This is a genomic window from Gordonia sp. UCD-TK1 (assembly GCF_001691435.1).
In the GTDB taxonomy this organism is placed as follows: domain Bacteria; phylum Actinomycetota; class Actinomycetes; order Mycobacteriales; family Mycobacteriaceae; genus Gordonia; species Gordonia hongkongensis.
In genome coordinates this window covers 102,548-115,374 of the sequence record NZ_LZMP01000024.1, presented here as the reverse complement: position 1 = coordinate 115,374, position 12,827 = coordinate 102,548, and the positions used below count along the sequence as shown (strand labels likewise).

At 68.3% G+C, this 12,827-nt stretch carries 13 protein-coding genes and 1 tRNA gene; 7 read left to right on the top strand and 7 right to left on the bottom strand.

Annotated features, from left to right (window positions below):
• Nucleotides 1-31: 31 nt before the first annotated feature.
• A complete protein-coding gene (locus A9310_RS14455) occupies nucleotides 32-592 on the bottom strand; it encodes a bacterial proteasome activator family protein (protein ID WP_065631225.1) in 561 nt (186 codons plus the stop codon).
• Between the two features lie 58 nt (nucleotides 593-650).
• Here A9310_RS14455 and A9310_RS14450 point away from each other — a divergent pair, with 58 nt between their 5' ends.
• Together A9310_RS14450 and A9310_RS14445 are read left to right on the top strand one after the other, a co-directional pair.
• Nucleotides 651-1,847 carry a cysteine desulfurase-like protein gene (locus tag A9310_RS14450; protein WP_065631224.1) on the top strand — a complete coding sequence of 399 codons (1,197 nt, stop codon included), beginning with the start codon at nucleotides 651-653 and terminating at the stop codon, nucleotides 1,845-1,847.
• A gap of 145 nt (nucleotides 1,848-1,992) precedes the next feature.
• Complete coding sequence (locus A9310_RS14445) at nucleotides 1,993-2,415, top strand: MarR family winged helix-turn-helix transcriptional regulator (protein ID WP_065631223.1); 423 nt, start codon at nucleotides 1,993-1,995, stop codon at nucleotides 2,413-2,415.
• Nucleotides 2,416-2,423: 8 nt separating this feature from the next.
• Here the strand turns inward: A9310_RS14445 and A9310_RS14440 are convergent, their stop codons facing one another.
• The gene (locus A9310_RS14440) at nucleotides 2,424-3,395 is read right to left on the bottom strand and encodes an NAD(P)H-quinone oxidoreductase (RefSeq protein ID WP_065631363.1); all 972 of its coding nucleotides are present in this window, start codon (nucleotides 3,393-3,395) and stop codon (nucleotides 2,424-2,426) included.
• A gap of 77 nt (nucleotides 3,396-3,472) precedes the next feature.
• Here A9310_RS14440 and A9310_RS14435 point away from each other — a divergent pair.
• Nucleotides 3,473-3,560 (top strand) — tRNA-Ser (locus tag A9310_RS14435).
• Between the two features lie 87 nt (nucleotides 3,561-3,647).
• Entirely contained in the window at nucleotides 3,648-4,520 is an 873-nt protein-coding gene (locus tag A9310_RS14430; protein ID WP_065631222.1) for an exodeoxyribonuclease III, read from the top strand.
• 458 nt (nucleotides 4,521-4,978) lie between these two features.
• On the opposite strand, the gene A9310_RS14425 is transcribed toward A9310_RS14430, so the two are convergent.
• Nucleotides 4,979-5,794: a class I SAM-dependent methyltransferase gene (locus A9310_RS14425; RefSeq protein ID WP_065631221.1), complete on the bottom strand. Its 816-nt coding sequence runs from the start codon at nucleotides 5,792-5,794 to the stop codon at nucleotides 4,979-4,981.
• A 290-nt stretch (nucleotides 5,795-6,084) separates the two neighbouring features.
• On the opposite strand from A9310_RS14425, the gene A9310_RS14420 reads away from it, so the two are divergent.
• Nucleotides 6,085-6,759 (top strand): helix-turn-helix domain-containing protein, encoded by a 675-nt coding sequence (locus A9310_RS14420; RefSeq protein ID WP_065631220.1) that lies wholly within the window; start codon nucleotides 6,085-6,087, stop codon nucleotides 6,757-6,759.
• A gap of 10 nt (nucleotides 6,760-6,769) precedes the next feature.
• Here the strand turns inward: A9310_RS14420 and A9310_RS14415 are convergent, their stop codons facing one another.
• From A9310_RS14415 to A9310_RS14405, 3 genes are all read right to left on the bottom strand, one after another.
• A complete protein-coding gene (locus A9310_RS14415; RefSeq protein ID WP_058250975.1) occupies nucleotides 6,770-7,570 on the bottom strand; it encodes an ABC transporter permease subunit in 801 nt (266 codons plus the stop codon).
• Nucleotides 7,567-8,538, bottom strand: a complete 972-nt coding sequence (locus tag A9310_RS14410; protein ID WP_065631219.1) for an ABC transporter ATP-binding protein — start codon at nucleotides 8,536-8,538, stop codon at nucleotides 7,567-7,569. The genes A9310_RS14415 and A9310_RS14410 overlap by 4 nt, the downstream gene beginning before the upstream one ends.
• Before the next feature lie 124 nt (nucleotides 8,539-8,662).
• Entirely contained in the window at nucleotides 8,663-9,754 is a 1,092-nt protein-coding gene (locus tag A9310_RS14405) for a magnesium transporter CorA family protein (protein ID WP_065631218.1), read from the bottom strand.
• Between the two features lie 149 nt (nucleotides 9,755-9,903).
• Here A9310_RS14405 and A9310_RS14400 point away from each other — a divergent pair, with 149 nt between their 5' ends.
• Nucleotides 9,904-11,151: a hypothetical protein gene (locus tag A9310_RS14400; RefSeq protein WP_065631217.1), complete on the top strand. Its 1,248-nt coding sequence runs from the start codon at nucleotides 9,904-9,906 to the stop codon at nucleotides 11,149-11,151.
• Here A9310_RS14400 and A9310_RS14395 read toward each other — a convergent pair.
• A complete protein-coding gene (locus A9310_RS14395; protein ID WP_065631216.1) occupies nucleotides 11,125-11,634 on the bottom strand; it encodes a thioesterase family protein in 510 nt (169 codons plus the stop codon). The genes A9310_RS14400 and A9310_RS14395 overlap by 27 nt on opposite strands.
• Before the next feature lie 192 nt (nucleotides 11,635-11,826).
• On the opposite strand from A9310_RS14395, the gene A9310_RS14390 reads away from it, so the two are divergent.
• Complete coding sequence (locus tag A9310_RS14390; protein ID WP_065631215.1) at nucleotides 11,827-12,804, top strand: alpha/beta hydrolase family protein; 978 nt, start codon at nucleotides 11,827-11,829, stop codon at nucleotides 12,802-12,804.
• Nucleotides 12,805-12,827 lie beyond the last annotated feature (23 nt).

Here is a 12,827-nt window from a genome sequence, read left to right as displayed (position 1 = left end):
GACCCTCAGCCGGTTGAGCCGGTGTGGCGACCTAGAGGTACTGCCCCGTGCTGTGGCCGGGTCCGCCGGCGCCGCCGGGGGTGGGCATGCCGGGCGGAAGCGCGCCCTGACGCATCTGTTCGAGCTGGGCGCGGGCGGCCATCTGCTGGGCGAACAGTGCGGTCTGGATGCCGTGGAAGAGTCCCTCGAGCCAGCCCACGAGCTGGGCTTGGGCGATGCGGAGCTCGGCGTCCGACGGGGTGCCCTCGTCGGAGAAGGGGAGTGCGAGACGTTCGAGTTCTTCGCGCAGCTCGGGCGCGAGGCCTTCTTCGAGTTCACGCACCGACGACTGGTGGATCTCACGCAGGCGGTTCCGCGACGCGTCGTCGAGAGGAGCCGCACGGACCTCTTCGAGCAGCTGCTTGATCATCGTGCCGATGCGCATGACCTTGGCGGGTTGCTCGACCATGTCGGCGACGCTGGTCGATTCCGACGACTCGCCGTCCGTCTGCCCATCCGTGCCCGCGCCGACGACGATCACGTTGTCGGAGTCGCCGGCCGAGCCGAACGGTCCTGGGGTGGGTCCGGGTCCTGGAGTGCCTTCGATAGCCATGCGTCCCATTGTGCCCGGACCGCGAATCGGCAGATGGCCGACGTCTATCCTCGTGCCCATGGCTTTCGACGTCGCCTATGTGCGTGGATTGATTCCATCGCTCGGCGACGGCTGGATCCATCTCGACCCGCAGGCGGGGATGCAGATCCCCGATTCGGTCGCGACCGCTGTGACCACCAGTTTCCGCTCTCTGTCCGCCGCCCCGGGCGGGGTCTACCCGTCGGCTCGTGCGAGCGCGGAGGTGGTCGACGGTGCCCGCCGCGCGATCGCCGATGTCGTCGGCGGAGACGCCGCGGGTGTGGTGCTCGGACCGTCGCGGTACGTGCTGCTGGCCGGTCTGGCGGAGGCGCTCGCGCCGCATGCGTGGCTGCGGGGTGACGTCGTCGTCACGCGTCAGGACGACGAGCCGAACATCGTGCCGTGGCTGCGCGCGGCGGATCGTTACGGCGGCCGGGTGCGCTGGGCCGAGGTCGACGTCGAGACCGGCGGACTACCGGCCTGGCAGTTCGGCGATCTCGTCACGCCCGATACGGAGGTCGTCGCGGTGACCCTCGCGTCGTCCACGACGGGAGCCGTCACCGACATCAGCGAGATCGCGCCGCTGGTCCGCGAAGCCGGCGCGCTGCTGGTCGTCGACGCCACCAACGCGGCGCCGTACATCAGCCTGGACATCCACGACCTGGGTGCCGACGTCCTCGTCGTCTCGGCCGAGCGGTGGGGTGGTCCGCGCATGGCGGCCATGGCCTTCCGCGAACCCCACCTGATCGACCGGCTGAAGCTGATGTCGATGGACCCGTCCGCGCGCGGGCCCGCCCGGCTCGAACCCGAACCGCATCAGGGCGCGATGCTCGCCGGATTGGTCGCTTCGGTGGAACACCTCGCCGGACTCGACGAGGCCGGGATCGGCAAGCGTCGGCGGCGTCTCGTCACGTCGATGGACGGTGTCTACGAGTATCTGCAGCGCCTCAACTATTACCTGGTCACGACGCTGTCCCAGCTCAACCATGTGAACCTCGTGGGGACCGAGGAGAACCGGATACCGCTGGCGAGCTTCACCGTGGAGTCGGTGGGTGCCGACAAGGTCGTCCGGCGCCTGGCCGACAACGGTGTCTGCGCACTCGCCGACCTTCCCAACCGTGCCCTGGCTCGGATGGGCGCACCCGACTTCGGCGGTGCTGTCACGGTCGGGTTGGCCCCGTACTCGACCCCGTACGAGGTCGATCACCTGGTGCGAACGCTGGGTTCATTGGCCTGAAGTGCCCGGCAACCCTTCCGAAATTCACTATGGTGTTGTTTGGGTTAACGACAATGTATGTTGTCATGCTGTGTCGGCAAAATCGATTGATGGTCCAGAAAAGGGCCCGCCCCGGTCGCTCACCGCTGCGGAGGCCGAGAGCTGGATGAACCTCGTCGACGGCGGCTGGGCGCTCTTCGCCCGCGTCAACGACGAGTTCGCGAGACGAGGACTCTCCGTTTCCGATCTGCGCATTCTCGAAGCGGTCTGTACCAACCGGCAGTTGAGCGTCAGCGAGGTCGCCGACGCCGTGCACATGCGGGTCAGCACGGTGTCGCGCATGATCGCCCGGCTCAGCGACGACGGCAACATCCACCGGTTCGAGTCGAAGGCCGACGGCCGACACCGACTCGTGCGTCTGACCGATCACGGTCTGCGCACCCTCGCCGACCATGTGAGCGTCCGAGACCAAGTGATCCGGCGGTTCGTCGTCGACGCGATGACCCCGGAGGAGTTCGCCGCCCTCGGCGTCGCGTTCGGCAAGATCCGGGAGGCCGTCGACGCCGCAGAGTCTGCATCTTCCGACTGAGCCCCCGCTCAGTCCGCGACGCTCAGCAGTACCTTCCCGACCACGTCACCGCTGTTGAGATGGTCGTGCGCGGCGCCGGCGTCGGCGAGCGGGAACACGCGATCGACGACGGGTACGACCGTCCCGGCCTCGATCAACGGCCAGGTGCGGGTCAGTGTCGACGCCACGACCTCGGCCTTGCCGCCCGGACCGTGGACGGGCCGGGCGCGCAGCGTCGTACCCATCACCGACAGCCGCTTGGCCAGCAGATGCCCGAGGTTGATCTCGGTCGTCGTGCCGCCCTGCATGCCGATGATGACGAGGCGCCCGTCGGTACGCAGCGCCTTCAGGTTCGACTTCAGGTACTTCGCGCCGATGATGTCGAGGATCACGTCGGCGCCGCCGGCGTCCCGGAGGATCTCGGCGAAGTCCTGGCTCGAGTAGTCGATGAGGATGTCGGCGCCGAACTCGCGGCAGCGCTCGAGCTTGTCCTGCGTGCGGGCGGTCACCGCGACGCGAGCGCCCATCGCGTGGGCGATCTGGGTGGCGTGGGTGCCGATGCCGCTGGACCCGCCGTGGATCAGCAGGAGCTCGCCGGTGGTCAGATGCGCGGTGTCGAAGATGTTCGACGACACGGTGCACGCCACCTCGGGCAGCGCCGCCGCGGACATTAGGTCGACGCCCTTGGGCACTGCGAGGACCTGCTCGACCGGGACCGCCACCTTCTCGGCGTAACCGCCGCCGGCGAGCAGCGCGCACACCTCGTCACCCTCCGACCAGCCGCTGACCCCGTCGCCGAGGGCCGAGATCCGCCCCGAGACCTCGAGTCCGAGGGTGTCCGACGCACCGAGTGGCGGGGGATAGTTGCCCGCCCGCTGCAGGATGTCGGCGCGGTTGACGCCGGCCGCGACCACATCGATCACGACTTCGCCGGACGCGGGAGTCGGGTCGGGCACATCGGACAGGGACAGGTTCTCTGATTCGACGACGATGGCTTTCACCTCTTCGATGGTGTCACAGCGCACCGCAGTGCCAGGCGAGGTCCGGTCCGGCGTTCGTGTGTAACCTTGCTCGTCAGGGAAGCGTGGCAGAGCGGCCGAATGCACTCGCCTTGAAAGCGAGCGTGGGTAAAACCACCGGGGGTTCAAATCCCTCCGCTTCCGCCAAGGGCCCTCAACTCTCACCCGGGTGGGGGCTTTTTCGTGCAACGCCCGGCCTACCGGTTGGGGCCCCGAGACGTGGAAGGTAGGGACATGGGCGCCGGTGGATTCACCGTGGCGTCGTTCAACGTCAACGGGATCCGCGCCGCGCGCCGTCGTGGGTTCGACGCCTGGCTCGCCGGGCGACAGCCCGACGTGGTCGGACTGCAGGAGTTGCGGTGTGGCATCGACGACGTCGGAGAGTTCGACGGTTATCACGCAGCGATCGACGTCGGCTCCATCGCGGGACGTAACGGCGTCGCGGTGCTGACCCGCACCGAGCCGGCGGCGGTGCGCACCTGGCTGACTCACCCGCCGAAGGCTCGCGGTCTGCCCGCCTTCTCTCATGAGGGTCGCTACGTCGAGGTCGACCTCGCCGATCGGCCGCTGACCGTCGCAAGTCTGTATCTGCCCAAGGGCGGACTCCCCGCCGAGTTGCAGCGCCCCGGCTCGATGCGCGAGGCGCCCGACGGTGGCGCCAAACACGCTCGCAAGCAACGCTTTCTGGCCGGGTTCACCCGTGAACTCGAGCGCAACCGGCTCGCCGCTCGCCGCGCCGGCCGGGAGTTCCTGCTCCTCGGCGACCTCAACGTGGCACACCTCGAACACGACGTCACCAACTGGCGCGCGGCCCGCAAGATGGAGGGCTTCCTGCCAGAAGAACGCGCCTGGTTCGGCGAGATCACCGGCCCGCGCCGGCTCGTCGACGTCGTACGCGCCCTGCACGGCGACCGTCCCGGACCGCTCACCTGGTGGAGCTGGGCGGGGGCGTCGTTCGTCAAGGACGTCGGGTGGCGCATCGACCACCAGCTCGCCTCGCCCACGCCTGCCCGGCGGGCGCGCTCGATGGTGGTCGACAAGGAGGCGTCGCCGGACCTTCGGCTGTCCGATCACGCCCCGCTGGTCGTCGAGTACGCCGAGCTGTGATCCGGGGCTCCCGCGTCCCTGATCGATGGTGGTCGCCGAGTGGCTTCGACTCGGCGCCTCGCTGGCGCTCGGTGCCGGCTCAACCAGCGGTGGTTGCGGCTCGGGCAGTTGTGGTTGCCGAGTGGCTTCGACTCGGCGCCTCGCTGGCGCTCGGTGCCGGCTCAACCAGCGGGTGGGCGGCGTGACCAGCGGTTGTCGCCGGGTGGTTTCGACTCGGCGCCTCGCTGGCGCTCGGTGCCGGCTCAACCAGCGGGTGGGCGGCGTGACCAGCGGTTGTCGCCGGGTGGTTTCGACTCGGCGCCTCGCTGGCGCTCGGTGCCGGCTCAACCAGCGGGTGGGCGGCGTGACCAGCGGTTGTCGCCGGGTGGCTTCGACTCGGCGCCTCGCTGGCGCTCGGTGCCGGCTCGACCAGCGGTGGTTGCGGTTGCGGCTGCGGCTCGACCAGCGGTGGTTGCGGCTCACCCGACCGTCAGCACCGCGCGGAGGTACTCCCACTCCATCCGTCCGTTGGTGAGGTAGCGGTCGGCGTGGGCGGCGATGGCGGCGTCGAGTTCGTCGACGCGCGCGGGGTCGTCACCGACGTTGCGGTACGCCATGATGGTCGGTCCGTAGTGCGCTTTGAAGAAGTCGCGGAACGCCCCGCCGTCGTCGAACTCGCTGATCGCCACGGTCTCGGTGACGAACTCGTGGTCGGTGACAGCTGAACCGAACAGCGACCGCACGTGGTCGGCGTCGCCCCAGAGCGGCCCCGGCTGCGCACCGGGCGGCGGTGGCGGGGCGTACGGCTTCATCACCGCGAACAACTCACCGATGAATCCCGTTGGAGTCCAGTTGATCAGGCCGATCCGTCCGGCGGGACGCACGACTCGTACGAGTTCGTCGGCGCACTTCTGGTGATTCGGCGCGAACATGACGCCCACGCACGACGTCGCGATGTCGAAGTCGTCATCGTCGAACGGGAGATCTTCGGCGTCGGCGGTGCGCCAGGTGATCGGCAGGTCGCGGTGCCGGGCTTCGCCCACGGACAGCAGTTCGGGTGTGAGGTCGCTGGCGACGACATGCCCGCCGGCTTCAGCGGCGGGTACGGCGACGTTGCCCGCGCCGGCGGCGACGTCGAGGAGTTTGTCCCCGGCGGTGATGTGCAATGCGTCGACGAGGCGTCGGCCCAGCGGCGCGATGAGGTCGGCGACGGCGGGATAGTCGCCCGACGCCCACAGCTTGCGGTGGCGGGCCTTGATCTCGGCGTCGAACGGGGTGGGGTGGGTCGTGGTCATGATGGCGGTCCCTCGAAGTTGTCGAATGGTGGTCGTCCGTGACCGGACACAACGAGCATCCGACGAACTCCGACCCGTCCTCTAGACCAACATCTGTACTGGCGGCAGTTCAGTTTCTGTACTGGTCATCAGCCGGCGACGGGTGTGTACTGGGTCGAGGGAGGTTTCGACACGGCGCCTCGCTTCGCTCGGGGCCGGCTCAACCAGCAAGAGGCGGCGCCTCGCTTCGCTCGGGGCCGGCTCAACCGGCAAGAGGTGGCGCCGGCTCGACCAGCAGTGGGGAGGCTGCGATGACATCGTATGGACAGTTCTGTCCGGTGGCCAAGGCGATGGAGTTGCTCGACGAGCGCTGGACGATTCTCATCGTCCGCGAACTGCTTTTGGGCAGTCGGCATTTCAACGAGTTGCGACGCGGGGTGCCGAAGATGTCGCCGGCGCTGCTCACCAAGCGCCTACGCAGTCTGGAACGTGCCGGGGTGATCAACCGCAGCGTTGTCGGCGGTCGTTCGGTGTACACGCTGACGGCGATGGGCGAGGAGCTCACCACGGTCGTAGAAGCGTTGAGCGCGTGGGGTATCCGCTGGATCGGCGAGCTGGGCGACGCCGACCTCGACCCGCATCTGCTCATGTGGGACATGCACCGCACCGTCCCGGTCGACCGGTGGCCGCGACGACGCACCATGGTGCAGTTCGTCTTTCGCGATGTCATCGGCAAGGCGAGCACATGGTGGCTGGTCGTCGCGGGTGGTGAGGCGCAGGTGTGTGACTTCGACCCCGGTTACGAACTCGACGCCACCGTGATGACCGATCTGCGTACTCTCACCGAGATCTGGCGGGGCGACATCGACTGGCGTCTGGCGCTCGCCGCCGACCGCGTCGAGATCCACGGTGCCGCGGAGGTGGCACGAGACGTGCCGTCGTGGATCGGGCAGAGCCTCTCGTCGGCGGTCCCGCGACCGGCGTGAGCGGGCACCGTCAGGCGATGTCCCGGCGGAACGTCGTGTAGCGACCGATGACCGCGAACGCGGCGATGTAGGCGAGCATGACAAGTGCCCCGGCCCACTGCGGCAGCAGGTCGTCACTGCCGCCGCCCATCGTGGCGAAGAAGCTCGATCCGACGAGGGCATCGGCGGCGGACCCGGGCAGGAACTTCGACACCGATGAGGTCACGTCGAAGGTCGCCAGCGCGATGCGTGCGATCGGTTCCACGAGCTGGGTGAAGGCCAGCAGGATCACGATCGCGGCGACCTGGTTGGACACCACCGCGCCGAACGCCACCCCCATCGCGGTCCATAGGACCATCACCAGCATCGACAGGCCGATCACCTCGAGGGTGGAGCTGTCGCCGAGGAACGCGCCGTCCCCGACCGTCGCGAGGATCGGTGCCGCCGTCGCGACGACCGCCAGAGTGCCGAGGACGCCGTAGAGGAGTCCCATCGGGATGCCGGCGATCAGCTTGGCCACCAACAGGATTCCGCGTCGAGGCTCGACGAGCAGACTCGCGGTGATCGTCTTGTGCCGGAACTCCCCGGTCACCGCCAGGCTGCCGATCACCAGCGCGAACACGTAACCGATCGGGCTGGTGAGGGCGTAGATCGAGCGGGCCAGATCGGCGCCGACGAGCGTCGTGGGTTGTTGCATGGCATTCTCGGTCGTCATCGAGAACGCCAGTGCCGCACCGATGAACCCGAGATAGGCGACCATGGCGATGAGCAGGACCCACCACATCCGCGTGGAGGTGAACTTGCGGTACTCGGCGATCAGGGCGGCCCTCATTGGACTGCCCCCGGCGACGTCGGTGCCGAGTTCGGACCGGGATCGGCTGACCCGCCGGCGAAATGACTGGTCGGTGCGTCCGAAGACTTCGTGAGATGCAGGAAGACCGCCTCGAGATCGGCGCCGACGTCGGCGAGCTGGTGGAGTTCGATGCCCGCGGTGAAGGCGGCCGTCCCGACCGTGGCCGCGCTCACGCCGGGCACCCGGAAACCGTCGTGCGTGTCCTCGAGTTGCCACCCGCGTTCGCCCGCGAGTGCGACGAATGACGCCCGCGACGGCGTCCGCACGACGACCGCGTGCTCGGCCAGCGCCTCGAAATCGGCGAGCGTGGAGGCCCGGACCAGTTTGCCGTTGCCGATCACCACCACGTCGTCGACGGTGCTCCGCACCTCGGCGAGCACGTGGCTGGAGACCAGGACCGTCCGTCCCTCGTGGGCGAGCGACCGCAGCAGCCCGCGCAGCCACACGATGCCCTGGGGGTCCAGCCCGTTGGCCGGCTCGTCGAGCAGGATGATCTGCGGATCGCCGAGCAGCGCGGTGGCCAGGCCGAGGCGCTGCCGCATGCCCATCGAGTAACCGCCGACGCGGCGGTCCGCGGCCTGGGACAGTCCGACGAAGTCGAGCACTTCCCGGCACCGCGCCGTCGGGACCCCGACCTGCGGGGCGAGTGCCTTCAGGTGCCCGAGTCCGGTGCGCCCGGGGTGGAAGCTCGACGCCTCGAGCGCCGCGCCGACGTGCTGTGCGGGTCGCGGGATCTCCCGGAACGGGCGGTCGCCGATGAGTGCCCGGCCGGCGGTCGGTTCGACCAGGCCCAGGAGCATCCGCAGGGTCGTGGTCTTACCCGAACCGTTCGGTCCGAGGAACCCGGTGACGCGACCGGGGGCAACGGTGAACGACAGGTCGTCGACCGCGGTCAGGCTGCCGAATCGCTTGGTGAGACCGTCGATCGTGATCGCGGGTGACTCCATCGGTGCCTTCCGTCGGTGGGCTGGCCCATACGCTATCAAACGCGCACGTGGTCAACCGCTTTCATGTCGAAACCCGCCGTGTACGAGTCACACCCGTTGCGGGACAACACATCCGACGACGCGGTCACAACCAATCGCGTTTGCGGAACGACAGATAGAGGCCGACGACCACGACGAGGATCAGCGTCGTGCTGGTGATGAAGCCGAGTAGTCGGTCGAAACCGGGGAACGGAACGTTCTGCCCGTAGAAGCCGGTGATGGCCGTCGGCACGGCGATGATCGCGGCCCACGCGGTCAGCTTCTTCATGACGGTGTTGAGTCGCGCGTCCGCGAGGGTCAGGTTGGTCTCGAAGACGGTGGTGATCATGTCCCGCAACGACTCCGTCCACTCCGACGCCCGGAGCGCGTGGTCGTAGAGATCGGAGAAATGCGGGTCGAGCTCCGGTGGCGCGTGGTTGTCGAACCGACGTCGTTGGATGCCGGCGATCACCTCGCGCATCGGCAGAACCACCCGTCGCAGGACGACGAGGTCCTTGCGCAGGTCGTAGGTTCTCCGCTGCAGTTCGCGGCCGGGGATGCGCTCGTCGAACAGCAGTGCCTCGAGGTCCTCGATCTCGTCGTCGAGGCGTTGCACGGCGTCGAAGTGCCCGTCCACGACGACATCGAGCAGTCCGTGCACGAGCGCGCCGATCCCGTACTGCGTGGCGCCGCTGTCCGACCAACGCCGCATGACCTCGTCGATGTCGAGCGCCGGGGTTGGTCGCACGGTGATGAGTGCGTTCCGTTTGACGAAGATCGAGATGCGGTGCAGGTCGAACATCCGCGCCCGACCGTTCGCGGAGGAGCGGAAGTCGGTAGCCGCGGAGCCGTCGTCATCGTCGTCGTCCCGGTCGTCGGTCGGCGCGTCGCCGTCGTGCAGCGACACCGCGTAGACCATCACGAAGGTGTGCCCGGTGTAGGTGACTGTCTTGACCCGTTCGGCCGCCGCGACCGTGTCCTCGATCGCGAACGGGTCGAGGTCGAGTTCGGCCGCCAACCGGGACAGGGTCTCGTGCGTGGGGCACTCCAGATCCGCCCAGATCAACTTCTCCGGATTGTCGAGACAGGTGGAGATTTCCTCGAGGTCGAAGCCGTCCACCGGGTCGCCGTTCCGCCAGATCTGACCACGGATGCGTTCGACGCCGCGAGGTCCCGACACATCCGAGGGAACTGTCATGTGGCCATCGTGACACCGGTGGGGGCGTTCCGTCGGTGCGACAGGCAGGCGAGATGTCGACCACACCGGGTGGTCGTCGCCCGCGGGTAGCATCGAAATCGGTGTCTGTGGACGGGCGCGGACACCGATTCTCCAGGTAAGGCGGCGGCATGGTCGACAGCAGTTCCCGCGGACATCGCTTGATGCCCGCGCGCACGAGCGAACAGATCCGCGAGTGGTGCGATCGTTCGGCGGTACCGGGCGAGCGGCGCGAACTGTCGGACACCGCCGCGCTGCTCATCGCCTCCGGATACCTCACCCCGGGTGGTCGTGCCATCGTGGTGCGCCGGATCTCCACCGGTCGGCCGATGCCGTCCATGTCCGCGGGTTTCGGCGATCTGCGCCGCTTGCAGCGCGCGATCGTCCAGATCGAACACCAGTTGTCGAGCCCGGTGGTGCCCGGTGTGGTCGCGGCCGTGATGCGCAACCGGCTCAACGGCCTGCAACGACGCCGCGAGGACGCACGCAAGCAGATCGTCGCCGGTAAGGGTGTGTTCGCGTCGGGGACCCGGGCGATCCGACGCGAGCGGCGGGAGAACGTCTATCTCGAGATCGAGGAACGAGACCGGTTGTTCGCCGGGCTGCTGTGCACTCCGACCCCCAACGTCAACGCGTCGAGCTATGTCCGTCGCGCCGGCACCGCCGCGTTCGACCGGATCGCCGGCGTGGTGGGGCAGGTCGCCGCGAAGTCGGGCAACTCGCAGGCGGGGCAGTGGGCAGACCAGTTCCTGTCGGGCGTGCGCGAGACACCGGGCGGAGCGACTCAGACCGGCGCCCCCCGCGCCGCGGCCTTCGTCGACGGCTACGAGACGCTGCTGTTCATCACCGGTCACTACTACGACCGCATCCTCGGCAACCCCGCCTGGCGCTCCGACCACTTCGAGGTCCAGCGCACCCAGGTGAACCTGCACGCCGAGGTCGCCGAGATCGCCGCCGACGTCATCGCGTTGCGGGCGGTACGCATCGACCTCGACCGGGCCAAGCGCAACGGCGGCTTCGACCGCACCTTCGCCGCGCAGATCGATCAGCGTGAGACGACACTGCGACCGGTGTGGACCGAACTCATCGACCGTGTCCAGGCGCTCGGCGAGGTCGCGCATGTCGTCGAATCCGCGGCCGTCGAGCTGCAGGTCCTCGCCGAGTACAACAAAGCGGCGACCCTGGACGACCGCATCGACGCGTTGATCGCGCGGTCGGGCGACCGCGAGATCTCCGTCGACAACGCGAAACGGCTCACCGAACAGGTCCGCAGCGGCGAAGAGCAGTTGCGCATCTATCGGGATGTGTTGCAGGGCAACATCGCGCGGATCTCGCCGGCGGTGCCGCGCGAGTTACCCGCTCGCTACGAGCCGTCGTGACCACGTGCTGAGGTAGTCCTTCTCGGTGGGGGACAGCCGCCGCAGGGTGTGCTTCTCGATGTCGACGACGGCCATCTGCGTGCTCGCCACGCACGCCGGACGACTGGTGGGTTCGGCGCCGGCGCTTCGAATCTCGTAACCGATGGTGAAGTCCACCGAACGGAAACCCTTGATCCACATCCCGATTCGCAGCGGCGAGTCGTCGTGACGCAGCTGGGCCTGATATCGGATGTCGACGTGCACGATCATCGCGCTGGTGATCAGCGGGGCGTAGTCCTCGCCGGCGCTCAACAGCCACGCGATGCGCGCCTCCTCCATCAGTGTCACCATCCGCGCGTGGTTGATGTGTCCAAACGCGTCCATGTCCGACCAGCGCACCCCGACCTCGGCAACGAAGGCGAAGTCGTTCGGACCGAGTCCCGTGGTCGACGGTGGTTCGTGCCGCTCGGAACGCGCGTGGTGAACAGAAGGTGAAGTGGGCATCGTCGACTTTCCTCGGGGGTCCCGGTGCCCGTGAGATGCCGTGGTCACGACCTTCCACTCGGCTGAACGCCGGGTAGTCTGTGAGTCTAGATGTCCGCGTCGGGCCGATCCGGTCGGCGCGGACTCGCACGTGGTGACACGACGAGGTCCCGGGTGCACTCCGGGGGGATTGTCGGTGAGGGAGTTGGCGAGATGTCGAGGCGATTGATCGCGGGTCTGATGTGCCTGATGGTGGGGATTCTGTCGACCCCGGCCATCGCCGACGCCGCTCCCAAACAGGTGGCGCGCATCGCCAAATCCGAGAAGCTGAGTGCGCTGCGTACCGACATCTGGGTCTTCTCACCGGCGATGAACGAGCGGATCAAGCTGTCGGTCCTCACCCCGGTCGGCGGATCGACGCCGCGGTCGACGGTCTACATGCTCGACGGCGCCGGCGCCGAGGGCGAGGTCAGCGACTGGATCACGAAGGGTCGCGCCGGACGCTTCTTCGCCGACAAGAACGTCAACGTCGTACTCCCCACCGGAGGAAAGGGCACCTTTTACACCGACTGGCAGAAGAAGGACGCCGCGCTCGGCAAGCCGATGTGGGAGACGTTCCTCACCAAGGAGCTGCCGCCGCTGATCGACGAACGGTTCGACGGCAACGGCCGCAACGCGGTCATCGGGCTGTCGATGGGTGGGCAGGCCGCGTTCTCCCTGGCCATCCGGCACCCGGAGATGTACACCGGCGTCGCCTCGCTCAGCGGCTGCCCGCCGGTGTCCGGTCCGGTCAACGAGGCCTACGTCCGTACGACGGTCGGTCGCGACGGCGGCGACGCCACCAACATGTGGGGCCCGTTCGGCTCCGCGGGCTGGCGCGCACACGACCCGAGTCTTCATCTCGACCGGTTGCGCGGAAAGAACATCTTCATCGCTGCCGGCTCCGGCGCCATCGGCCCCCTCGACCTCCAGCGTCAGATTGAGCCGGACGAGGGGCCGCGCGACGTCGTCACGGCATCCTCGTCGGCGCTCGAACTGGGTGCCTACCGCTGTTCGCTCGAGTTCGCCATCACGATGCGTGCCGCGGGGGTGCCCTACACCGACGGTTTCCGCCTCATCGGAACCCACACGTGGGCGTACTGGGAGCGCGACCTCGCGGCCCTGTGGCCGACCATCGGTCGGGGGCTCTGACCGGCTCGGTCGGAGCGCGGTCC

Bases quoted from the DNA above. Each gene is read 5' to 3' on its own strand.
- A9310_RS14430 (WP_065631222.1), top strand. From the start codon at position 3,648: ATGGGCGCCGGTGGATTCACCGTGGCGTCGTTCAACGTCAACGGGATC.
- A9310_RS14400 (WP_065631217.1), top strand. From the start codon at position 9,904: ATGGTCGACAGCAGTTCCCGCGGACATCGCTTGATGCCCGCGCGCACG.
- A9310_RS14390 (WP_065631215.1), top strand. From the start codon at position 11,827: ATGTCGAGGCGATTGATCGCGGGTCTGATGTGCCTGATGGTGGGGATT.
- A9310_RS14450 (WP_065631224.1), top strand. From the start codon at position 651: ATGGCTTTCGACGTCGCCTATGTGCGTGGATTGATTCCATCGCTCGGC.
- A9310_RS14410 (WP_065631219.1), bottom strand. From the start codon at position 8,538: ATGGAGTCACCCGCGATCACGATCGACGGTCTCACCAAGCGATTCGGC.
- A9310_RS14420 (WP_065631220.1), top strand. From the start codon at position 6,085: ATGACATCGTATGGACAGTTCTGTCCGGTGGCCAAGGCGATGGAGTTG.
- A9310_RS14395 (WP_065631216.1), bottom strand. From the start codon at position 11,634: ATGCCCACTTCACCTTCTGTTCACCACGCGCGTTCCGAGCGGCACGAA.
- A9310_RS14425 (WP_065631221.1), bottom strand. From the start codon at position 5,794: ATGACCACGACCCACCCCACCCCGTTCGACGCCGAGATCAAGGCCCGC.
- A9310_RS14455 (WP_065631225.1), bottom strand. From the start codon at position 592: ATGGCTATCGAAGGCACTCCAGGACCCGGACCCACCCCAGGACCGTTC.
- A9310_RS14415 (WP_058250975.1), bottom strand. From the start codon at position 7,570: ATGAGGGCCGCCCTGATCGCCGAGTACCGCAAGTTCACCTCCACGCGG.
- A9310_RS14445 (WP_065631223.1), top strand. From the start codon at position 1,993: ATGAACCTCGTCGACGGCGGCTGGGCGCTCTTCGCCCGCGTCAACGAC.
- A9310_RS14405 (WP_065631218.1), bottom strand. From the start codon at position 9,754: ATGACAGTTCCCTCGGATGTGTCGGGACCTCGCGGCGTCGAACGCATC.